The organism is Nocardiopsis algeriensis (genome assembly GCF_014203695.1).
GTDB classification, from domain to species: domain Bacteria; phylum Actinomycetota; class Actinomycetes; order Streptosporangiales; family Streptosporangiaceae; genus Nocardiopsis; species Nocardiopsis algeriensis.
In genome coordinates, this window is sequence record NZ_JACHJO010000002.1 from 199,904 (window position 1) to 220,423 (window position 20,520).

The 20,520-nt window shown below is 73.1% G+C and carries 16 protein-coding genes and 1 other RNA gene; 3 read left to right on the plus strand and 14 right to left on the minus strand.

The annotated features are described in order from the left end of the window. Positions 1-3 precede the first annotated feature (3 nt). The 7 genes from FHS13_RS03205 to FHS13_RS03235 all read right to left on the minus strand — a co-directional run bounded on the left by FHS13_RS03205 (position 4) and on the right by FHS13_RS03235 (position 11,629). Positions 4-855, minus strand: coding sequence for an SOS response-associated peptidase (locus FHS13_RS03205; RefSeq protein ID WP_184287211.1), 852 nt, complete (start codon positions 853-855; stop codon positions 4-6). A 30-nt stretch (positions 856-885) separates the two neighbouring features. Beyond that, positions 886-1,854: a cell envelope lipid trafficking protein PgfA gene (gene pgfA / locus FHS13_RS03210; protein WP_184287214.1), complete on the minus strand. Its 969-nt coding sequence runs from the start codon at positions 1,852-1,854 to the stop codon at positions 886-888. Continuing rightward, complete coding sequence (locus FHS13_RS03215) at positions 1,851-6,230, minus strand: alpha-(1->3)-arabinofuranosyltransferase domain-containing protein (RefSeq protein WP_184287217.1); 4,380 nt, start codon at positions 6,228-6,230, stop codon at positions 1,851-1,853. Before FHS13_RS03215 ends, pgfA begins: the two co-directional genes overlap by 4 nt. Further along, positions 6,227-7,513: a glycosyltransferase gene (locus FHS13_RS03220; RefSeq protein ID WP_184287219.1), complete on the minus strand. Its 1,287-nt coding sequence runs from the start codon at positions 7,511-7,513 to the stop codon at positions 6,227-6,229. Before FHS13_RS03220 ends, FHS13_RS03215 begins: the two co-directional genes overlap by 4 nt. A gap of 248 nt (positions 7,514-7,761) precedes the next feature. Continuing rightward, positions 7,762-7,902 carry a hypothetical protein gene (locus FHS13_RS03225; RefSeq protein WP_184287222.1) on the minus strand — a complete coding sequence of 47 codons (141 nt, stop codon included), beginning with the start codon at positions 7,900-7,902 and terminating at the stop codon, positions 7,762-7,764. Continuing rightward, on the minus strand, positions 7,899-9,779 hold the full coding sequence (locus FHS13_RS03230) for an MmpA family trehalose lipid delivery protein (protein WP_184287225.1): 1,881 nt from the start codon (positions 9,777-9,779) through the stop codon (positions 7,899-7,901). The genes FHS13_RS03225 and FHS13_RS03230 overlap by 4 nt, the downstream gene beginning before the upstream one ends. A gap of 20 nt (positions 9,780-9,799) precedes the next feature. Beyond that, positions 9,800-11,629 (minus strand): SGNH/GDSL hydrolase family protein, encoded by a 1,830-nt coding sequence (locus tag FHS13_RS03235; protein WP_184287228.1) that lies wholly within the window; start codon positions 11,627-11,629, stop codon positions 9,800-9,802. Positions 11,630-11,887: 258 nt separating this feature from the next. Here FHS13_RS03235 and FHS13_RS03240 point away from each other — a divergent pair, with 258 nt between their 5' ends. Continuing rightward, the gene (locus FHS13_RS03240) at positions 11,888-12,805 is read left to right on the plus strand and encodes a hypothetical protein (RefSeq protein WP_184287231.1); all 918 of its coding nucleotides are present in this window, start codon (positions 11,888-11,890) and stop codon (positions 12,803-12,805) included. Between the two features lie 36 nt (positions 12,806-12,841). On the opposite strand, the gene FHS13_RS03245 is transcribed toward FHS13_RS03240, so the two are convergent. Next, positions 12,842-13,357, minus strand: a complete 516-nt coding sequence (locus FHS13_RS03245) for an NADPH-dependent FMN reductase (protein WP_184287234.1) — start codon at positions 13,355-13,357, stop codon at positions 12,842-12,844. A 603-nt stretch (positions 13,358-13,960) separates the two neighbouring features. Between FHS13_RS03245 and nagA the strand changes: the two genes are divergently transcribed. Next, positions 13,961-15,109, plus strand: a complete 1,149-nt coding sequence (gene nagA, locus FHS13_RS03250; protein ID WP_184287237.1) for an N-acetylglucosamine-6-phosphate deacetylase — start codon at positions 13,961-13,963, stop codon at positions 15,107-15,109. 89 nt (positions 15,110-15,198) lie between these two features. After that, positions 15,199-15,501, plus strand: a complete 303-nt coding sequence (locus FHS13_RS03255; RefSeq protein WP_184287241.1) for a hypothetical protein — start codon at positions 15,199-15,201, stop codon at positions 15,499-15,501. Positions 15,502-15,576: 75 nt separating this feature from the next. Here the strand turns inward: FHS13_RS03255 and FHS13_RS03260 are convergent, their stop codons facing one another. From FHS13_RS03260 to ssrA, 6 genes are all read right to left on the minus strand, one after another. Then, a complete protein-coding gene (locus tag FHS13_RS03260) occupies positions 15,577-16,326 on the minus strand; it encodes a DUF2812 domain-containing protein (protein ID WP_184287244.1) in 750 nt (249 codons plus the stop codon). Further along, positions 16,323-16,673, minus strand: a complete 351-nt coding sequence (locus FHS13_RS03265; RefSeq protein WP_184287247.1) for a PadR family transcriptional regulator — start codon at positions 16,671-16,673, stop codon at positions 16,323-16,325. Before FHS13_RS03265 ends, FHS13_RS03260 begins: the two co-directional genes overlap by 4 nt. Further along, positions 16,670-17,407, minus strand: coding sequence for a CPBP family intramembrane glutamic endopeptidase (locus tag FHS13_RS03270; protein WP_343064883.1), 738 nt, complete (start codon positions 17,405-17,407; stop codon positions 16,670-16,672). The genes FHS13_RS03265 and FHS13_RS03270 overlap by 4 nt, the downstream gene beginning before the upstream one ends. A 147-nt stretch (positions 17,408-17,554) precedes the next feature. Beyond that, positions 17,555-19,171 carry a SulP family inorganic anion transporter gene (locus FHS13_RS03275; RefSeq protein WP_184287958.1) on the minus strand — a complete coding sequence of 539 codons (1,617 nt, stop codon included), beginning with the start codon at positions 19,169-19,171 and terminating at the stop codon, positions 17,555-17,557. Between the two features lie 74 nt (positions 19,172-19,245). Then, positions 19,246-19,587 (minus strand): metalloregulator ArsR/SmtB family transcription factor, encoded by a 342-nt coding sequence (locus FHS13_RS03280; protein WP_184287253.1) that lies wholly within the window; start codon positions 19,585-19,587, stop codon positions 19,246-19,248. Positions 19,588-20,098: 511 nt separating this feature from the next. After that, positions 20,099-20,471, minus strand: a transfer-messenger RNA (tmRNA) gene (ssrA, locus tag FHS13_RS03285). Positions 20,472-20,520: the final 49 nt, after the last annotated feature.

Below are 20,520 nucleotides of genomic sequence, written 5' to 3' on the forward strand. Positions count from 1 at the left end.
GGCTCAGAAGAGCGTGTCCGGCTCTCCGCTCCCCGACTCGGAGAGCGGGAGCAGCAGGCCGGGACCGTTGTTCTTGATGCTGTTGACGTCGGTGGAGACCTCGTCGGCCCGCAGCAGCTCCGCGGGGGTGTCCTCCAGCAGGAGAGCCAGTTCGTCAGGGCCTGCGGCGGGGTCCAGCCACCGCGCCCAGTCCTGCGGGGGCACGACGACGGGCATGCGCTCGTGGATGTGGGAGAGCTCGGGCGCGGCCTCGGTGGTGACGACGGCGCAGCTCCACACCCAGGCGCCCGGGTCGTTCGCGTCGGCCTCGGGGTCGCGCCAGCGCTCGAAGATCCCCGCCAGGGCCAGGGGCTCGCCACCGCTGTACCGGACGGACCAGGGCTTCTTGTCGGCCTTGGCCTTGCGCCTGCGGTGGTGGGGGTCGGTGGCGGGCGAGGTGCTGGGTTCCGCGCTGCCGTCCTTGCCGATCAGTTGCCACTCGTAGTAGGCGTCGGCGGGCAGCAGGCAGCGGCGGCGCCGGAAGGCCGTGCGGAAGGAGGGCTTGTCGGCGATCGTCTCGCTGCGGGCGTTGATCATCCGGTAGCCGACGTTGCGGTCCTTGGCCCAGGACGGGATCAGGCCCCAGCGCAGGGTGTGCAGGGACCGGGGCCCGGGCGGCCCCGGCTCGGCCGCCTGCGGCGGCGGGCCGAGCACCGCGTACACGCTCCGGCCGGGCGAGATGTTGTAGTCCGGCTCCAGCTCCTCCAGCGGCGGCCAGGCCCGGGGGTCGACGTCCCCGGGCAGGGCCTCCTCGGGCAGGCCGAAGGCGAGCCGGAGCTGGTGCACGTTCCTGGACTGGGCATAGCGACCGCACATGTGTCCGATCCTACGGTCCCCCGCTCCCGATCACACGGGAGCGCCTTCCCTCCCCGCGGCGCCGCCGGGGACCCGGGAGCGCCGTGCCCGGACCACTCCGGCCAGGACCGCCAGGGCACCCAGCGGGCCCAGCACCGCCGGCGCCCGGTCCCGCAGGGTGGCCAGCAGGAACGAGCGGACACGCGCGTGCTCGGCCAGCACCACGACCTGGCCCTCGGCCAGGGAGAACTCGGCGTGGAGCAGGTCGATCTCCTCCCCCTCCGTCCGGGGGCGCATGGTCTCGTGGCGCTCCTCCGCGATGTCGACGACCGCGCCGCTGACCGGCTCGACCCAGTACGTGCGCACCACCCGCAGCCACCGGGCCGCGCTGACGGTTCCCTCCGCCCCCGGTGTGAAGAGCGACGCGGGCACCTGCCGGGCGGACCCGGGCACCTGGGTGGCGTCGATCGTCTGCGTGTAGCGGCGCACCTCGATCCCGGCGACCTCCTCCGTGCCCTGGAACTCCATGGGCGGGGCGGAGCGCACCTCGGCGTCGTAGAAGGGGTGGTCCCCCTCGGGGGCGCCGACGGGCCAGGAGAACACCAGGCCCGCCTGGCGGACCGCGCGGTCCCCGTCGACGTGCTCGCCGCAGCAGTTCACCGCCCGTCCGGTCCGCCTGTCCACGATGACCCGGCGGCTCCAGTGGTCGAGCACCCCCTCGTCCGTGCTGGTGGCGACCGAGGTCTCCCACGCCGACCAGTCGCCTCCGTGGGGGGTGGCGTCCACCCGGGTGGTGCGGACGACGCGGGCAGCCTGCCGCCACTCCCAGGTGGAGGTGTCGAGGTAGCCGGCGTCCTCCGCCACCAGGGAGATCTCGAACTGCTCCTCGGCGGGCAGCAGGGCGACTCGCTCGTAGACGTGGAGCGGCAGCAGCACGGCCAGGGTCAGCAGGAAGGCGCCCGCGGCCAGGAGGATCGTGCCCCCCGGCAGGGGGCCGCGCACACCGGGTACCGCGGTCATGCCCGCACCTCCTCGGGATCGCTCTCCTCCGTGCCTTCGCCGGGACGCGGGCCCGGCCACTCGGACCGTGCGGCCGTGCGGGCCGCGGCCGCGGCGCGCACGGCCGCGGGGTGCTCGTCGGCGCGCCCCTCGGCGTCCGGCTGCCCCAGGGCCAGGATCAGCCTGGCCAGCGCGGGCAGGCACAGCAGCTGGGCGACCCAGTCGCGCAGCGGCCCGCCGAGCAGCTCGGTGACGTCGTGGAAGGGCATGTACAGCGACAGGTGGGTGCCCACCGCCGCCGACAGGCCCGCCAGCCCCAGCGACACCGCGACCGGCCACGGGCCCGCCGCACGGCGCAGGAGCCGCCCGCCCAGGGAGGGGCTGCCCGGCCTGGCGTGGCGGAGGCGGCGGGGGGCGCGACGGCCCATCCACCACATGCACAGCAGGAGGGCCGCCACCAGGGCCGCGCCGACCCCTCCGGCGACCCACACCCCGTAGGCCAGACCCAGCAGGAGGAGCACCCACCGGTGCAGCCGTGCCGCACCGACGCCCGGCAGGGAGCGGCCGCCGCGTTCGAGGGTGCCGCGCAGGCGGGACGGCCACAGGGCGAGCAGCACCAGCAGCCCGGCGAGTCCGGCGCCCGCGGCCAGGGCCTGGTGGTAGGCCGCGTCGGGGGCGTAGGTGAGCGTGACGGTGCCCGAGCTCCCGGCGGGGAGGACCCAGGCCTGTTTCCAGCCCTCCAGGCGGACCGGGGCCAAGGGCTCCTCCGAGCCCTCGACGCGGGCCTCCCACCCCTCGTTGAAGTTCTCGTTGACCACGAGGTAGCTGTCCTCGTCCACCGCGGCGATGTCGAAGCGGCGCTCGCCGGCACCCCAGCCGTGCACCTCCTCGGGCCCGGTCATGGAGACCTCGGCGCGGTCGGCGATCGACGCCCCCGACTCCACGACCGCCGAGCGCACCTCGTAGCGGTTGCCCGGGTCGACGACGATCCGGTTCTCGCCCTCGACCAGGTCGAACTCGGTGCAGCTCTCGTAGCGCAGCGGCTTTCCGGTCATCTGGTCGGAGAGCCTGCCGCCGCTGATACGGGTCTCCACCCTCTCCCCGTTGACCCTCAGGGTGGGGCCCAGGCCGCAGGCGGTGGAGGCGTCACCCTCGGGCAGCGGGTCCACCGGGTCGACACCGGGCAGGGTGACGGTGCCGATCTCCAGGGCCTGGCCCTCGGGCCGCTCGAAGGTCAGGCGCAGCGAGTCCGCGCGCAGGGGGGCGAAGCCGACCCGGCCGCTTCCGTCCAGCCAGCCCTCGCGGACGGTGTCGCCGCCCTCCACGGTGACCTTGATGGGCCGTAGGACGCTGTCCGCCCTGGGGAACTCGACCTCCAGGTGGTCGAGGGTGACGGTCTGCCCCAGGTCGATGTCGAGCCAGGGGTTCTTCTCCTCGGGGTCGGGGTACCAGACCGTGCTCTCGTCGTCGTCCAGGGCGCTGCGGCCCATGGCCGCCGGGTGCTGCACCGCGGTGGAGGAGGAGGTGACGTGCGGAAGGGAGCCGGCGCGGTTGGCGGCGTTCTCCGCCTCGCGCGGGTCGGTGAGCACGACCTCGCCCGTCACGCTGTGCGGGTAGGAGGCGGAGTCGGCCGACAGCTCGAAGATGCGGTCCAGCCGGTGGGCGTCCTCTCCCTGCACCTCCAGTTCGGTGTTGCACACCCACACGTGGGAGCCCTCCATGCACCCGGGCGCGGAGCCGCTGGAACCGGTGAACAGCAGGGTCGCGGTGTCGGTGGCGCCGGCCACCCGCAGGGTCCGCGCGGGTTCCGTCCCGGGGACGGAGATCGAGGCGATCCCCACCCTGGTCCCGAAGCGGAACTCCGGCTCCCACGCGAGCTCGTCCACCCGGATCCGCAGGGAGGTGGTGGCGCCCGGCGGGGTCATGAGCTCCTGCGGCTCGTCGGTCAGGGCGACGGGTACCTCGACCTCGCCGGTGTCGGTGGCGACGGTGACGCGCGAGGGCGGCGGGTCGTCGGCGAACTGCTCGAAGGCGACGCTCAGTCCGCTGACGTCCTGGGGCTCCGTGAACTCGACCTCGATCCACTCCCCCAGCGCACCGGTGAAGGCGCTGGAGCGCCAGGAGGTGGTCAGGTCGTCGTCGAGGGCGGCGTGCGGTGCGTGCCCGGGGTCGCGGTAGGCGGCGTTGGCGTCGGCACCGCTCTCCGAGGAGGAGGCCCGCACCGACGCGATGCCGATGTCCTCGGCGTAGGAGACGTAGTTCTCCCAGGCGGGGTCCATGATGTCGGGGGCGGGGACGTCGCGCTCGTACTCCTCGTCCTCGGTGAGGGTGGCCGACACGTTGCGGCGCACGTCGGGGTAGACGACCTCGCGGCGGCGGACGGTGTCGGTGACGACGGTGTCCTCGGCGGCGATGCCCTCCGCGCCCGGGTCGTCGCCCAGCAGCACGGGGCGGTCGTCGGTGATCAGGCCCTGTTCGGCCAGGTGGAGGAGCGACTCGGGTCCACCGGTGACCCGCACGGCCTCATCGGCGGGCACCGTGCCGACCACCGGGGCGGGGTCCTCCAGCTCGTAGACGGTGAGCGACCGGTAGGGCTGGTCGTACCACTGGGAGGCGGACCGGTGGTCCAGGGAACCGACGACGGGCCCGAACTCGGCGGCCTCCGTGATCCCCGGCGAGTTCCGCAGTGCCTGGTGGACGCGGGCGGGCCAGCCGCCGTTGTTGCCGACGCGCTGCAGGTCGTTGCGGACGATCAGGTGGGTGACGCCCATGCGTGCGAGGGTGTCGGCGAGCCCTTCCGAACCGCGTCCCGAGGAGACGCGCTGGTCGATCTCGTGGGTGAGCCGGGAGACGCCGGCCGAGCCCCAGGGGATGATCTGGTGGTTGGTCCAGGCGCCCGACATCAGCGGTTGCAGGGGCTCGTCCAGGGGGCGCCCCCACTGGTACTCACCGCGTCCCGAACCGGGCACGGCCATGGTCATGCCGCGCTCGTCGGAGTGCTTCTCCAGCCATGCGACGGCCTCGTACCAGTGGCCGGGCAGGGAGGCGAACCCGCCGGCGGGGGCGATGCCGACGGTGGCGACGGGGACGAGGGTCACCAGGAAGACGGCCGCGCACGCCGCGGACAGGGAGCGCCGCAGCCGTCCGGAGACGGGCCGCCCCGTGCGATCGGCCCGGTCCCGGGCCACCACCACGGGCAGGTGGGCCAGTCCGAGCACCACGGGCAGGCGGACCAGCGCGTCGAACTTGTGCACGTTGCGGAAGGGAGCGAGGGTCCCGTCCAGCAGTTCGCGCACGGCCGGGGCGAAGGGACCGGTCATGTCGCCGGTGTGGCCCGCGACGAGGATCGCGGTGCCCACGAGCAGCGACGAGACGAGGAAGAGCCGCTCGGGTGTGCGCCGGTTGACCAGCCCCGCCAGGCCGAGCCCGGCGACCAGCGCGGTGGCCGCGATCAGCCACGGGGTGGTCGAGAGCTCCGCGCCCGCGGGCAGGGCCGTGTTGCCCTGGTCGGGCAGGAAGCCCATCCAGTTGGAGGTCCCGCGCAGGGTGTTGACCAGCGAGGTCACGCTCGTCGTGACGGCGGCGTCCTCGGTGTAGGGCATGAACGACCACACGTACCGCGACATGAGGAGCAGCGGCGCGATGTACCAGAAGGAGGCCAGCACGAGGGCGAGCAGCCACCAGGCGAGGAGGCTCCACTTGCGGCGGCCGTGGGCACGGGTGATCAGGTACAGGCCGGGTACGACGAGGACGGCCAGCTCCGAGGCGGCGTTGGTGCCCCCGCAGAACAGGAACGCCAGGCCGGAGAGCATCGCCATCCGCGCGGGCGGATATCCGCGCCGGCTGCCCAGGACCAGCGGGAGCAGGATCCACGGCATGAGCAGCATCGGCTGCAGTTCGGCCGAGTTGTACGACAGCAGCGTCAGCACGCGCGGCGCCAGGGCGTAGGCGACGCCCGCGAGGATGCGGGTGTTGACGGTGCCGATGTCCAGGGCCTGGGCGACCTTGTAGACACCGGTGAAGGCGGCGATGAGCAGCACCGCCATCCACACCCGCTGGACGAGCCAGTCGGGCATGCCGAGCACGTCGAACAGCAGGAAGAAGGGCCCGTTGGGAAAGAAGTACCCGTAGGCCTGGTTCTGGATCTGCCCGAAGTAGGAGGCGTCCCACATGTGCAGGGCGCGCTCCAGGAACCCCTGCGGGTTGGCCGTCAGGTCGAGCTTGGTGTCGCTGACGACGTTGCCGGGGTCGATACTCGCCGCCAGCGCTCCCAGTAGCAGACACACCGCCAGGACCTTGAGCCGCGTCAGCAGCCCCGTGTCCGTCGTACCGCCGGGGGCGGACGGTGCTCTGGAATCCTCCGGTTCGCGCCTGGCGGTGGATTCCGCCGAGTTCACTTTTCCGCTTTCCTGCCTGCTGTCGTGTCCGGGCCGGTGGGGAGGCCGAGCTCGCGGGCGACCAGCCGGGCCATGTCGGCGCCGCTGGCCTCCCAGGTGAAGCGGGACGCCCACGCACGGCAGGCCTGTCTCACGGCCTCGGCCCGGCGGGGGTCGGACAGTTCGTCGAGCGCCCGGGCCACGGTGTCGGCGAGGGTCTCACCCTCGCGCACCAGCCACCCGGTTTCGCCGTCGCGTACCGAATCGCGAAGACCGTCCACATCGTAGGCCACAGTGGGCACTCCGAGACGGGCCGCTTCGACAACGGTCAGACCCCAGCCCTCGAACTCCGAGGCGGTGACGTGCAGGTGGCAGGAGGCCAGGATGCGGTTCTTGTCCTCCTCGGGCAGGAAGCCGTGGAGGCGGACCCGCGCGCCGGTGCCGTCGCGTTCGACCTGCTCGGCGAGGCGCTCGCCCTCGGGGCCGCGGCCGATGACGTGCACCCGCAGGTCGGGGTACTCGTCCCCGAGCACGCGGGCGAGGTCGGCCACCTGCGTGACGCGCTTCTGCACGACGAGGCGGCCGAGGCTGGCCAGGGCGGGGAAGGGGTAGCTCGCCGGAACCGCGGAACCCTCCCGGAGGCTGACCGGTCCGCGTACGCCGCCGTTGTGGATGATCTCGATGGGCGCACGCCAGCCCAGCTTCCTCCGCATGGCCTGCCGGGAGGACTCCGAGACGGTGACGGTGGTGCACCTGCGGTAGACCCACGAGGCCACCACGGACTCGACGAAGCGCCCCAGCCAGGCCACCGGCCGGGGGAAGTAGGCGTTGAACTGCAGGTCGTGGACGTGGTGGACGATACTGACCACGCGGGTGCGGCGGCGCAGCACGAGCCGCGACAGGAACGGGATGCCGTTCATGCAGTCGAAGGCGAGCTGGTACTCGCGGCGCCACAGGGCCAGCCACGCCAGAACGCGCGGATAGACGGTGAATCTGCCGCCCATGCGCCGGATGACGATGCCGTCCTTGGTCTCCACCCGCGCCTGGTGGGGCTCGCGGCTGGTCAGGAAGGTGACGATGGCTCCGAGTTCCGCCAGGTGGCGGCTGATCCGCCAGGCGTACTCCTCCGCGCCCCCGGCGGTGCTCTGCCAGGGGTCGCGCCAGTTGATCATGACCATGCGGATGCCGTCGAGGCGCGGCCCGAGGTCGGCGGGGACCTCCCGCGCCTCGGCCGGGGCCGGGGCGGTCTGTGCCGTGTCGACCGCGGCCGGCCCCGCTGCGGGGCGGGCCTTCTGGAAGACCACACGCTCTCCTTCCGCGGGGGCGCCGGGCGAGGGGCTCGGGGGATCGACACCTCGTGTGCTCGGGGGAACGCACAGGGCAGCGGCGTGCGGAAAGCGCGGGGCGCACGCCGGGCAGGCCCGTCGACCGGACGTCGGTGGGGGTACGGCGGCCGGGACCTGCCCGGTCCGCCGAGGAGGCCGGCGAAGGGACGCCCCGCCAGGGGTGGGACGTCCCCGGGCCTCCACGGGAACGGACAACCGGGCAGCGCCTAGCGGTCACCGTAGTTGTAGAGGGTCTCGTTCACCGGTTCCACGGTCGAGGCGGACTCCGTGAACAGGCCGGTGACCGCGAAGGTCCCCGCACCCGCCAGGGCCACACCGATGACGCAGGCGGCGATTACCTTGATCACTGGTCGATCTCCTTCCGCGTGCCCGCTCCCGCGCTGGAAGCGAAGCGCTGAGGATTGAGGCTAGAACCTGATCTAGCAATAGACCAGAGAATTGCCCCAACTGTAACTAACCCACTGGTAACTTCCAACCCCGGAACGCCGACTTTGTCCGCCTTGATATGGGGGTCCGGGACCTCCAGAAGAGTCAGCCCGGGCCCCTCCACCACCACGGACAGCTCTTCCGAACCCAACCAGAACTGGTTATCGACCGACGCGGAGACCACGACGTACCGCACGCCCAGCCCTCCCAGCGCGGACGCGTCCAGGCGCTCGGGCAACCCGGTCCGGGGATCGGGCCCCACCACCTCGGCCGCCTCCCGGGCCCGGGCGTCCTCGCCCTCCACCACGACCTCGGCACCGTCGGAGGCACCCACCACGAGGTCGTCGTTCCAGAGCGTGCGCCGGTCGAAGAGCTTGGTGGCGGGATCGAGGACCACCGTCGGCTCCCCGCTCCAGTCCACGCCCCGGTAGGCGCTCCACGGCAGCACCAGGACGGCACCGGGGCGCTCGTCCGCCGCCACGGCGGCCTGCGCCCGCAACCACTCCTGCGGGTACTCCGCCGGCGCAAGCGCCCCTGCCGCTCCCCACAGCAGACCGGGCAGCGCCGCCAGCGGCAGCAGGACCAGGCCCGCGCCCGCACCCAGCGAAACCGCCGCCTCCGCCCGCCCCCGCCCGCCCGGGGAGGCGGACGCGTCCCGGGTGAGCCAGTGGGCGGCCGCGCCCAGGCCCAGGGCCTGCACCAGGGCCAGAGGGGCGACGTAGAGCTGGCCGTCGCGCAGCGGGCCGAAACCCGGCCAGGCCGAGATCAACGCCGCCAGCAGGTCCCGGCCCGGCCCGACCGTGCCTGCCAGGGCGATGACCAGACCGAGCACGGCAGCCACCGTCAACCCCGGGCCGAACACCGGACGCTCCCTGCGCAGCACCCACACCCATGCCACCAGGGCTGCCAGACACATCAGCACCCGTACGCCCAGCGGTACCGGATGGGCGTATCCGGCCGGCACCGCGTGGGAGTTCCACACCCCGCCCAGCATCAGGAGCGAGGCCGCCGTCCCGAGCGGCGTGTCCGCCCGGGCCGCGAAGGCCTCCACCCCCGCCGGATCGGTCGCCGCCCCGCTCACCAGCGACGGCAGCAGCCACGGCAGCGACACGAGCACCAGGGCCGACCCGAACAGCCCCGCGCGCACCCACCTGCTCCTGCCGCCCCTGCCGGTCAGAAGGACGGTCGGGCCCGCTGTGAGCGCTGTCAGGACCACCGACGAGAAACCGCCGACCGCCGCCGGCACCAGCGCCCGCAGCAGGCCGGCCGTCCCCGCCACCGGGCGGACGTCCGCGAGCCGGGCCGCGGCCGCCACCGCCCAGGGCAGGCCCGCGTAACCCAGCAGCATCGCCCACTGGCCCAGCAGCAGGCGCTCGGCGACGAACGGGTTCCACACGTACGCAGCGCCGGCGGCGGCCGATGCCAGAAGCATCCCCGCCGAGGGAGCCTTCCGACCCGGGAAGGACGTCCGCGGAACACGCCCCAGGACGGACAGCAGCAGGCGGGCCGCCCCCGCGCCGCCCACAGCGAACACCGACAGCAGGGCCAGGGACTGCACGGCGCCACCGGGAAGCACCGCCGACAGGGCGGCCACCACCGCGTCGCTGGGAATCGCACGGGGAAACCCGTCCGCGCCCCGCAGCACCGCCGCGAGCGACAGGTCGGGCACGAACACCATGTCGTAGCGGAGCACGTATCCGCGCCCCAGCGCGGGCCCCAGCGCCAGCACCCCGGCGACCAGCCCCGTGGCCCACGGCACCAGCCGCGGCGCCCACCGGCCCGGCCCACGCTCCCCCACGGCCTCCCGCCCTTCCGCCGTCACCGGTCCGTGAGCGGGAAGCTCGCGGAGTAGCCGCCCTTGACGTAGTCGCGGTAGGAGCGGACGGCGACCTCGTACCGCTCGGGCACCGACACCTCCCAACGGGTTCCCTCGACCGGGCCCACCAGCAGCCATCCCTCGCCCTCGTCCGGGCCGAGCCCGTCTTGCGGCCCGCAGACGGCACCCGCCGGCGGCTCGGGGAGAGCCGGCTCCGGCTCCGGTTCGGGCCGGGGCTCCGGAGAAGGCGTCGGCTCACCCTCCGGCGGGCCGACCGGGGCCGTCGGTTCCCCCGGATCGGGGGAACCGGTGCCGTCGTCGGGCTCCGCCGGCGCTCGGCGGTCGTCGCCCGCCGAGCACTCCAGGGGCCGCACCCACACCTCGTAGTGGGTGGCCTCCCCGACCTCGTCCCACACGAGCGCGACCCCGTCCCCGGCCGACCGCAGCCCTTCAGGACCCGGCGGCGGGTCCCCGTCCCACACCAACCGCAGCGGCTCGGAGGACGCGCCCTCGTCCCGGCCCTTGAACGCGGTCACGGTGAACTCGTACTCGGCACCGCTGAACAGCCCCTCCACCAGCGCGGACCATCCGTCCCCGTCGCGCACGGGCTCCAGGGGCAGCACCGTCTCCTCGTCGGGGTCGGGCTCCACCCGGCGCTGGCTCACCCGGAAGGCGGTGGCCCCCGGCACCCCCGGCCACGAGAGCCGCAGACCGTCCTCGGTCTCCTCCGCCTCCGGCTCGGGTTCCCGCCTCGGTCCCACGTCCACCTCCGGCAGCGGCCGGGGGTAGGGTTCCCCCACCTGGAGGGGACGGGCGAGGGCGTCGGCGAAGGCGGCGGCGATCCGCACCTGGCCGCGCGCGTTCGGGTGGACCCCCTCCCAGTTGTCCCGGACGGGCGAGTAGCCGTCGGCGACCCGGGCGACGACCACCGGCGAGTCCGCGGAGGTCACCTGCTGGGCGAGCTCCACCAGGCCCATGTTGAAACGGGCGATCTCGGTGTTGACCCGCTCGTCGTCACCGGTGCCCTCGGCCTGCGGCAGCTCCCCGACGACGAACCGCGTCTCCCCCTGGACGACACGCACCGTGGAGATGGTCTCCCCGACCCCGTCCAGAGCCAGGTCCGCGTCGCCCCCGTCGAGGATGTCCTCCATCCCGGCGAGCAGCAGAAGGTACTGGGGGCCGTGCTCCGCGGCCACCTGCGCCGTTCCGGTGGACATCTCCTGCGCGGTGAGCCCCCAGAGCGCGGCGTGGTCGGTGTCGAAATCGGGGTCGGCGTAGACGGCGTCGTCCTCCTTCTCCCCCTCCAGCGGGTGCACGCCCTCGCGGGGGCCCACGAGATCGAACTCGACCCCGCTCTCCTCGAGGTGCTTCCACAGGTGGTAGCGCCAGGTGGAGTCGCCGCTGCTGCCCTGGGTCAGCGCGTCACCCACGACCATGATGCGCAGCTCTCCCGGCGGCGGCCCGGGGATCGTCACGGGCTCGTCGACGAGTTCGTCCTCCGCACCGCCGGGACCGCCCGCGCTCACCTGGATGATCAGGAGGGTGGCGGCCATCGCCGCGAGCATGACGCCGAACAGCCCGAACGGTCCGGGCTCGAAACGGGAGGAGCGCGGGCGCGGGCTCCGGTGGCGCCACCGCGCCAGCCCCCGGCCGACGACGCTGCGCGGGGAGAGGTCCTGCCAGGTCAGGTCGCGCAGGGGCGTCAGGGCCCGCGCCGCCCGGGAACGCAGTGCGCGGAGCAGCCGGGCCCTCCGGGGAAGTGCCTCGGGGCAGGGATCGTCCCCGCCTCCGCCCGAGGCAGCGGAGGCGTCGGTCTCGCTCGGGTCCCGCACCGTGCCCCATTCCCCGGTGTCGCAGCGCCGCGACACCGGAACACGTTCTCTGTTTTCAGCTCCGGACCCGCTCTCCACCGCGATCGAGGACGGGAAGAAGCTGGAAAGCTCACACTAGAACTGGTTATATGGAAGCCGTCAACTCCCGCAGGTCCCCCACGGTGGCCGAGCGAACCGCCGTCCACGACGTTAGCGGCACCCGCCCGGCGGCCGCGACCCTCCCCGTCGCCGCCTGCTCCTGAGCCGAAGGGCCTCGCTGTGATCGGACTCCTGGTGGCGCTGCTGTCCGCAGTGGTCTACACGGTCGGCCTGACCGTGGAGCAGCGCGCGCTGCACGGAGCGGAGTCGATCTCCGTCCACCGCCCCCTCCACCTGGCCCGGGTCCTGCTCGGCAACCCCCGCTGGGTGTTCGGCTGCGTCTTCGCCGCGCTCGGCAGCCTGGGGCTGATCGTCTCCCTCGGCCTGGCCCCGGTCTCGGTCGCCCAGCCCGCGTTCGCCGCGGGAGTGGCGTGCACCCTCCTGGTGGCGACCCTCGTCCTGGGCGAGCGCATCACCCGGGGCGAGTACGTCGCACTCGGCGTCATGCCGGTGGCACTGGGCCTGCTCGGTCTGTCCACCGCGGAGGGGGCCGAGACCGGGACCACGGCGAACACGCCGGTGCTGGTCGCCGTCAGCCTCACGACGGTGGTCGCCTGCGTCGGAGTGATGGCCGTCGTCGGCGGCCGCGGCCGGTACGTGTCCGCGGCGGCGATGGGAGCGGCGGCCGGGCTCGCCCAAGGAAGCGCCGGACTGCAGGGCAAGGGCCTGGGCGGCCTGCTCGCCGACCACGGCCTGTGGGCGGCGGTCGCGCCGGCTCTGCTCTCCCCCTACCCCTACCTCTACGCCCTCGGCTGGGCGGTGGGCATCGTCCTCTTCCAGACCTCGCTCCAGCGCTCGCGCGCCTCGATCACGGCCCCGGTCTCCAACGTCGTGGGCAACGTGTTCACGGTCGTGGCCGGCACCCTGCTGTTCGGCGAGCAGCTGCCCGACGACCCGCTCATGCTCGCCCTTCGCGTCGGGGGCTTCGCCCTGACCCTGGTGGTGGTCGTGCTGGTACGGGGCAACGTCGCCAGCGCCGAGGCAGACACCAGCCGCCTGCGGGCCGAGAACGCCGTGGCGGCCGACGCCGACCGGTGATCCCGCGCCCGGAGGGGCGGGACCACCGGTCCGCGGTCAGACCGCGACGGAGACGGCCTCGCGCAGGCCCGGGGCCGCGACGTCGGCCCAGGCGCGCACGACGCCGTCGGGGCGGCCGGACTCGTCGGCGGACAGGATCAGACCGGGCTCGGCGACCCAGGCTCCCAGGTCGGCCAGGAGGACCCGCAGGTCCTCCTCGATGCCGTGGCTGTTGCGCAGGTCCTCGACCACGGCGAGGGGCACCGCGACGGTGTGGCCGAGGCCCAGTTCGGGCAGCCGGTCGAGGAAGACCTTGAGCAGGCCGGTGTAGGTTCCGTGCACCTGCGGGGAGGCCACCAGCAGGATGTCGCTGCGAAGGACCTGCTCCAGCGCACCGTCGACGGCGGCGGAGGACTCCGAGAGCAGGTCGGGGCCGAGGTCGGCGAGGTCGACGACCTCGGGCTGCGCGGAGACACCGGCGCGGAGGGAGATCTCGGCGGCGGCGCGGAGGGCGGCGGAGTGCACGGAGGAACGGGGTCGGGGGGCGGCGACGAGCACGGTGAAGCGGGTCATGCGAGAACTCCTGGGTTCTGTCGGAGCAACCGGGATCGACCGGAGGAGGCATCGGAGCGGTGATCGGATCGGTGACACCGGGGAGGACCGTCGTTCCTCTCACCGACACGGCCGGCGGACATCGCCGTCGGCGCACAGGTGCCGGGTCTGGCAGGGGTGTCCTCGGGCCGTTCATCGGCCCGGAACCCAGAACTGGGGAAGAGAGCGTCCGGTGTCTGCGGAAGACGGGGCACGGGGCACACCCGTGGCGCGGGGTTCTGGCCCCGCAAGGCGCTAGCTACGACAGAGCGCGCTCGCCTGCTGTCGGAGATCGACGTGCAGGCGCTGGACAAGCAGCTCACCGGCGGACATGCCCCCATCATGCGGCGCCGCGCCTCTGTCGTCAATGCGTGTCGGCGGACCCCGTGGAATCCGTGCCTCCGCGGCCCGGTCGGTCCATTTCCTGGACAGGCGTCCCACGGGGCGGGATATGCCCAGCTCCACAGGGGTTGCACGAGGAGAGGAAGGATGCCGCACCCCCTTTCCGCGACTGCGCGAACACCTGTGTAATTTGTGACACACCGAACCCTTCGCGCAGGTTGACGACGAGAGAGAGCCCAGAGCATGGTCGACGTTCCCGCCACACTCACCGGAGCCCGGGTCGTGACACCCGGCGGCGTCCACGAGGGCTGGCTGCGGATCGAGGAGGGCCGGGTGGCCGCGCTCGGCAGCGGAGCGCCCCCGGAGGGGGGCACCGTGCACGACGTGGGCGGCGCCTGGGTGGCGCCCGGGCTGGTCGACACGCACGTCCACGGCGGTGCGGGGCACGCCTTCACCGAGGCCGACCCCGAAGGCGCGCTGAAGACGGTGCGCTTCAACCGCTCCCGGGGCGTGACGTCCCTGGTGGGCGGCCTGGTGGCGGCCTCGCCCGAGGACACGGTGCGCCAGGTGTCGGCGCTGGCGGAGCTGTGCGAGGCGGGCGAGCTCGCCGGCATCTATCTGGAGGGCCCCTTCATCGCCCGCGCCCGCTGCGGAGCCCACGACCCCGGCCTCCTGCGGGACCCCGACACCGCCGAGTTCGACGCCTGGCTCGAGGCGGGCCGCGGACACGTCCGCATGATCACCGTGGCCCCCGAGCTGCCGGGTGCGCTCGACCTCATCCGGGCGGCATCCTCCTCGGGTGTGACGGCCGCCGTGGGGCACACGGAGGCCACCTACGAGCAGACCCTGGCCGCGGTGGAGGCGGGTGCGACGGTGGCCACGCACCTGTACAACGCGATGCGGCCGCTGGGCCACCGCGACCCCGGCCCGATCGCCGCCCTGCTCGGCGACGAGAGGGTGACGGTCGAGCTGATCCTGGACAACGTGCACGTCCACCCGGGCGCGGCAGGGCTGGTGTTCGCGGCCGCGGGCGCCGAACGGGTGTCCCTGGTGACCGACGCGATGGCGGCGACGGGGCTGGGCGACGGCGAGTACACGTTGGGCGCCCTGCGGGTCCGCGTGAGCGAGGGGCGGGCGCGCCTGGTGGAGACCGGGGCGATCGCCTCCAGCACGATCGTGCTCCCGCAGGCCGTGCGCAACGCGGTCGCACTGGGGGTGTCCGCGCCCGAGGCGCTGCGGTCGGCCTCGTCCGTGCCTGCGAAGGCGCTCGGCCTGGCCGGAGCGGGCCGGATCGAGGCGGGGGCGCCTGCCGACCTCGTCGTCCTCGGCGAGGACCTGTCGGTCACGGACGTGTTCCACCGGGGCCTGCGGATTTCCGGCGGCGTGTCGTAGCAACGATACGTAGTAGTAACATAACCTTGCGCGAGAATGGCATCAGGGCATCGAGGAGAGCCTTAGCTCGACACGAAAGGATCTGAGCCATGGCCCAGTCAGGAAACGAGCAGCAGCCGACCCACGTGCCCTCCGAGGAACACGGACACCTCGGCCTGCTCGCCAGTGAACTGTCCCGCTACGACGTCCGCGCCGACCTGGTGGAGGACGAAGGGCCCTGCCTGAGGGTGCGCAACCCGGCGTCCGCCTGCGCGGTCGAGGAAGTGGTCTGCGAGCGCAGGGAACACGACTACGCGTTCCTCGCCTCGTTCGGGGTCCACCTGGGCAGCAGTGTCAGTCTCGGCGTGACGGCCCACAAGGTCGCCTGGCTCGTGGGGGCGACCGAGGAGTGACCCGTGGAAGTCGGCGGGGGCGGTGCCGGGTCGGCACCGCCCTTGCCGTCTCTGCCCCGAGCTTGACGTCGTAGATCAGGAAATGTCGGATTTGTTCCTGTTGCGTCGGGCCGTCCCCAGGCGGACGCCCAGCCACAGGACACCGAGGGCGACCACCGCCCCGACCACGGCTCCGACCGCGAATCCGGCCCATTCGTCCGCTCCCCCGCCTCCGGTGGCCATCCGGTGGATCGAGCTGCCGACCCCGACCAGCGCGACCGCGAGGCAGAGGACGACGGCCACCAGCCCCCTGGCTCCGAAGAAGTACCGGCGGCGGGGCGCGGGCGGGGCCTCGATCTCCGCCTCGGGACCGGCCGTGGCCGAGCCGGGGCGCTTGAAGTAGGCCAGGACCGACCAGTGCCCGCAGGGTTCCCATCCCTCGGGCGCCAGCCGCCGGGCCAGGCGCTCGCGGTCGGCGCGGCCGGCGCACATCTCCTGGCGGTAGGCCCAGACCTGGGGCCGCTCGGGATCGCGGCGGCTGACGAAGCGGCCCAGCCGGTCGACCCTCTCGACCTCCCAGCCCTGCCTCCCCATCTCGTCGAGGCGGGCCGGCCCTTCGAAGGCGTCGGCGGTCCACACCAGGGTCTCGGGGTCGTCGCCCTCCTCCTCCCCGGCGGGTCGGGTGAGTTCGGCGGCGAAGCGGTCCACCGGGCCGAACTCCTCCTCCGGGTCGGTACCGCTCTCTGCCGTGTACGAGAGGAGCTCGTCCAGCAACCGGCGCGAGCGCTCGCCGTCGACGCCGAGTTCCGCCAGCCGGCCGGCCAGTGCGGTGAAGTAGCCGCTCATGTGTTTCCTCCCGCGCCGAGCGCCGAGCGCACGGCCTCGTCGAACTCCGTCCATGCCGCGGCCTGCTCGGCCAGGAACGCGCGGCCCTCGTCCGTGATCCGGTAGTAGCGGCGGCCGGGCCCCCGCTCCGCGGCGCGGTACTCGGCGTCCACCAGGCCGGCCTCCTCCAGCCGGTTGAGCACCGGGTAGAGCGTGCCGCCCTTGATCGTGCCGAACCCCGCCTCGTCCAACCTCTTGGCGATCGCGTACCCGTAGCTCTCGCCCTCGGCGAGCCCGGCCAGCACCAGGAGGTCGAGCACCCCCTTGAGCCAGCTCGCACGCCGGTCCGTGCGCGCTTTCCCCTTCATCGGGCACCAGCTCCGACGACCTCGCGCTCTTCCTGGCCCGGCTCCCGCGCGGCCTCCGGACGGGGGGTGATCAGGAGCGCCCGCAGGTCGATCAGGATGTGCATGACGATCGGCACGAGCAGGCTTCCGGTGCTCAGGTACAGGCTCGTGAGGGCGAGGCCCACGAGGGTGACCAGGAGCATCCCGCGGAGGCCCTGGTAGAGGTGGGCGAAGGAGAAGACCGCCAGGCTGACCGCCGCGGCCGCCCACAGCTCCAGGCCGAGGGAGACTCCGACGGCGATGAACAGACCGCGGAAGACGATCTCCTCGCACACGCCGGCGGTGACCGAGAGGCCGACCGCCGCCCACCTCTCGCGGGGGGTGCGCGGCAGCATCGCGGAGACCGCTGCCTGGCCGGGGGCCAGGGAGTTCGGGGTGAACTTGTACAGAACCGCTCCGGCCGCGGCGGCCCCGACGAGCATGCCGGCCAGGGTTCCCCAGCTGGTCCCCGCCAGGCCGAGGCCGAGGTCGGCCGGGGCCACCCCGGGCGAGATCAGCACGGACAGCAGCGCGATCCCCGCCAGCGGCCACCAGACCGCCATTCCCTGACCGTAGAACCGCACCAGCGCCCGGGGGTCGCTCTCGCGCCTGCGCTCCAGGGCCGCGTAGGCCCGCTTGCCCCACCAGGGCTCCACCGCCAGCACGTACAGCGCGACGAGCGCCGCCAGGCCCAATCCGAGGGAGGAGAACTCCACCAGAACCACCTCTTCCGTGTGTCTACCTAGACGATAGAGCTACCTAGTTAGCATCGCAACCTATATAGGAACATTGATTGCCGAGAGGTCCACATGAAGAAGGGCCCGCGCGGAGAGTCTCCGCGCGGGCCCGGGCCCGGCCGCACCTCAGCGCATCAGCACGCCGTTGCCGTGCAGCATGGCCAGGGCGGCGCGGATGGCCTCGGGGGTGGTGTCGAAGACGCAGCCCTCCTCCCGCAGGCTCGCCAGGGTGCCCAGCGACTCCAGCGGCCGCAGCTGGCCCGATTCGATACCCGAGACCATGACGGTGACGCCCCGGGCCCGGAGCCGCTCGACGACGTCCCCCAGCACCTGGGCCCCGGTCGCGTCGACCGTACTGACCCTGGCCATGCGCAGGATCACCACCTGGACGTCGGAGACCTCGCTGAGCTCCAGCAGGAACCGGTGGGCCGCGGCGAAGAACAGCGGACCGTCGAGCCGGTAGGCGACGATGTGCTCGGACAGGAGCTTCTGCTCCTCGGCGGTGTAGTCACCCGGCGGCAGGTGCTCGGCCAGCTCCTCCCGGTCGAGCCGGGCGTTGCGCGCCAGCGACACCAGGGCCAGGGCTCCGGCCACGAGCATGCCCACCAGGACCGCCGCGACCAGGTCCACCGCCAGGGTGGCCACAGCGGTGAGCACCAGGACGAACCCGTCGGCGCGGGTGGCGCGCACCATGGCGCGCACCGATCCGACCTCGACCATGCGCACGGCCGTGGCCAGCAGCACCCCGGCCAGGGCCGCCAGGGGGATGCGCTCGACCAGGGGCGCGGCCGCGAGGACGATTCCGGCCAGGACCAGGGCGTGGGTGAGGGCGGCCAGCCGGGAGCTGGCCCCCGAGCGCACGTTGACCGCGGTGCGCGCGATGGCGGCGGTCGCGGGAACACCGCCGAACAGCGGGGCGGCGATGTTGGCCAGCCCCTGTCCGAACAGCTCGCGGTCGGGGTCGTGGCGCTGGTTGACGCTCATGCCGTCGGCGACCGTGGCCGACAGCAGGGACTCCAGCGCGGACAGCGCCGCCACCGCGGCGGCCGGCCCCAGGAGCACCGCCAGCTGGGAGAGGTCGAGGAAGCCGAGCGAGGGGGCGGGCAGCCCCGACGGCAGGTCACCGATGCTCTCGGCCTCCAGCGGGGTCGCCTCCACGATCAGCGTGGCCGCCGCCACCGCCAGCAGGGAGAAGGGGAGGGTGGGCCGCAGGCGCGCACCCAGCAGCATCACCCCGGCGGTGCCCGCCGCGAGCGCCACCGCCGTCCACTGCGGGTCCGCGGCGAAGTCGCGCACCGCCTCCCAGGCGACCAGCACGACCTTCTCCCCCTCGGGAACGGGGACCCCGAGAGCGGCGGGGACCTGCTGCAGGGCGATGACACCGGCGATGCCGAGGGTGAATCCCTCCACGACCGACGCGGGGATGTAGCGGACGTAGCGGCCCGCGCGCAGCAGTGCGAGCAGCACCAGCATCGCGCCCGCCATGAGGCCGACGGTGAGCACGCCCGAGGGCCCGTACTGGGCGACGATGGGCACCAGCACCACCGTCATCGCACCGGTGGGTCCCGACACCTGGAGGTTGGAGCCGCCGAAGAAGGCGGCCAGGGCGCCGGCGACGATCGCGGTCACCAGGCCCGCCTGGGCGCCCATCCCCGAGGAGATGCCGAACCCCAGGGCGAGGGGCAGCGCCACGACGGCGACGGTCACCCCCGCGAGCAGGTTGCGCCCGGGCGCCACGCGCATGCGGGCCAGGTCCGCCCATGCCGGCAGCAGCCCGGTGACGCGGGCGAGTGCCGCACGCGCCGTCTCCCCGCGGCTCACGATTCCTCCTCCCGGGAGCCGCGCAGCTCGGCCAGCAGCTCACCCTGGTCCGCGAGCATGTCGGTGAGGATGGCCCGAGCCGCACGCAGCAGTTCCACCACCTGCGGCGTGCTCAACCGGTAGAGCACCTCACCGCCCTCGCGCTGCGACATCACCAGCCCGGTACGGCGCAGGACGGCCAGCTGCTGGGACAGGTTGGAGGCCTCCACGCCGATGTCGGCGAGCAGTTCGCGCACGGGCCGGGGGCCGTCCTGGAGCAGCTCCAGGACCCGGATGCGAACGGGGTGACCCAGGGTGCGGAAGAAGTCCGCCTTCGCCTGGTAGAGCGGCACCGGCACGTCAGGACCTTTTCTCTCGGATCGGGGGCTTGTGCACCATGATGTACAGACTTGAAGAATACTTCAACTCCGAAAGTACGAACATGGGCAAGGTCACGCCCTCGGTGCACACGGCAACGCCCCCGCCGACAGACGTCGGCGGGGGCGGAAACACGGGGTCCGGGGGCCGCCCCGGCAAAGAAGAACGGGACGACCCGGCGAGCAAGCGCGGCTTGCGAGCAGGACCGTCCCGTGGACGATGCGGGGGCCCGGGGGTCGCCCCCCGGACAGAAACAACGAGACGACCCGGCGAGCAAGCGCAGCTTGCGAGCAGGGTCGTCCCGTGGACGATGCGGGGGTCCGGGGGTCGCCCCCCGGACAGAAACAACGAGACGACCCGGCGAGGCGGCAAAAGCCGTCGAGCAGGGTCGTCTCGTCGACGAAGCGGGGGCCCGGGGGTCGCCCCCCGGACAGAAACAACGAGACGACCCGGCGAGCAAGCATGGCTTGCGAGCAGGGTCGTCTTGTTGACGAGTGGAGGTGGCGGGAATCGAACCCGCGTCCTTCGATGCCGGGCCAGAGCTTCTCCGGGTGCAGTCTGTGGTGTCGTTCTGCTCGGCCCCAGCGCTTGCACAGACACATCGCTGACGGGCCCAGCCACGAAAATGTCCCGCTCAGGCCCCGTGGCCTGATCTGAGCGGTGAGTCATCTGGCTGATGCCGGATCCCGAGCCGATGACGAGCCCGGGCCGACAGAGACGCTATCGCTTAGGCAGCGAGAGCGAACTCAGTGCGCTTGGAATTGGCACTTGTGTTTAGCGCGAATGCAGGATTAACGAGGTCACAAACGCAACCCTCGACCCGCTTCCCCTGGAACGACTACCGAAGTCGAAACCGATCACCCCCTGTGAAGTTGTCAAGGCCGTTCCCGGACTCGGCCGGAAGGGCCCGCAAC

Bases quoted from the DNA above. Each gene is read 5' to 3' on its own strand.
- FHS13_RS03275 (WP_184287958.1), bottom strand. From the start codon at position 19,171: ATGCGCGTGGCGCCCGGGCGCAACCTGCTCGCGGGGGTGACCGTCGCC.
- FHS13_RS03245 (WP_184287234.1), bottom strand. From the start codon at position 13,357: ATGACCCGCTTCACCGTGCTCGTCGCCGCCCCCCGACCCCGTTCCTCC.
- pgfA (WP_184287214.1), bottom strand. From the start codon at position 1,854: ATGACCGCGGTACCCGGTGTGCGCGGCCCCCTGCCGGGGGGCACGATC.
- FHS13_RS03205 (WP_184287211.1), bottom strand. From the start codon at position 855: ATGTGCGGTCGCTATGCCCAGTCCAGGAACGTGCACCAGCTCCGGCTC.
- FHS13_RS03255 (WP_184287241.1), top strand. From the start codon at position 15,199: ATGGCCCAGTCAGGAAACGAGCAGCAGCCGACCCACGTGCCCTCCGAG.
- FHS13_RS03260 (WP_184287244.1), bottom strand. From the start codon at position 16,326: ATGAGCGGCTACTTCACCGCACTGGCCGGCCGGCTGGCGGAACTCGGC.
- FHS13_RS03265 (WP_184287247.1), bottom strand. From the start codon at position 16,673: ATGAAGGGGAAAGCGCGCACGGACCGGCGTGCGAGCTGGCTCAAGGGG.
- nagA (WP_184287237.1), top strand. From the start codon at position 13,961: ATGGTCGACGTTCCCGCCACACTCACCGGAGCCCGGGTCGTGACACCC.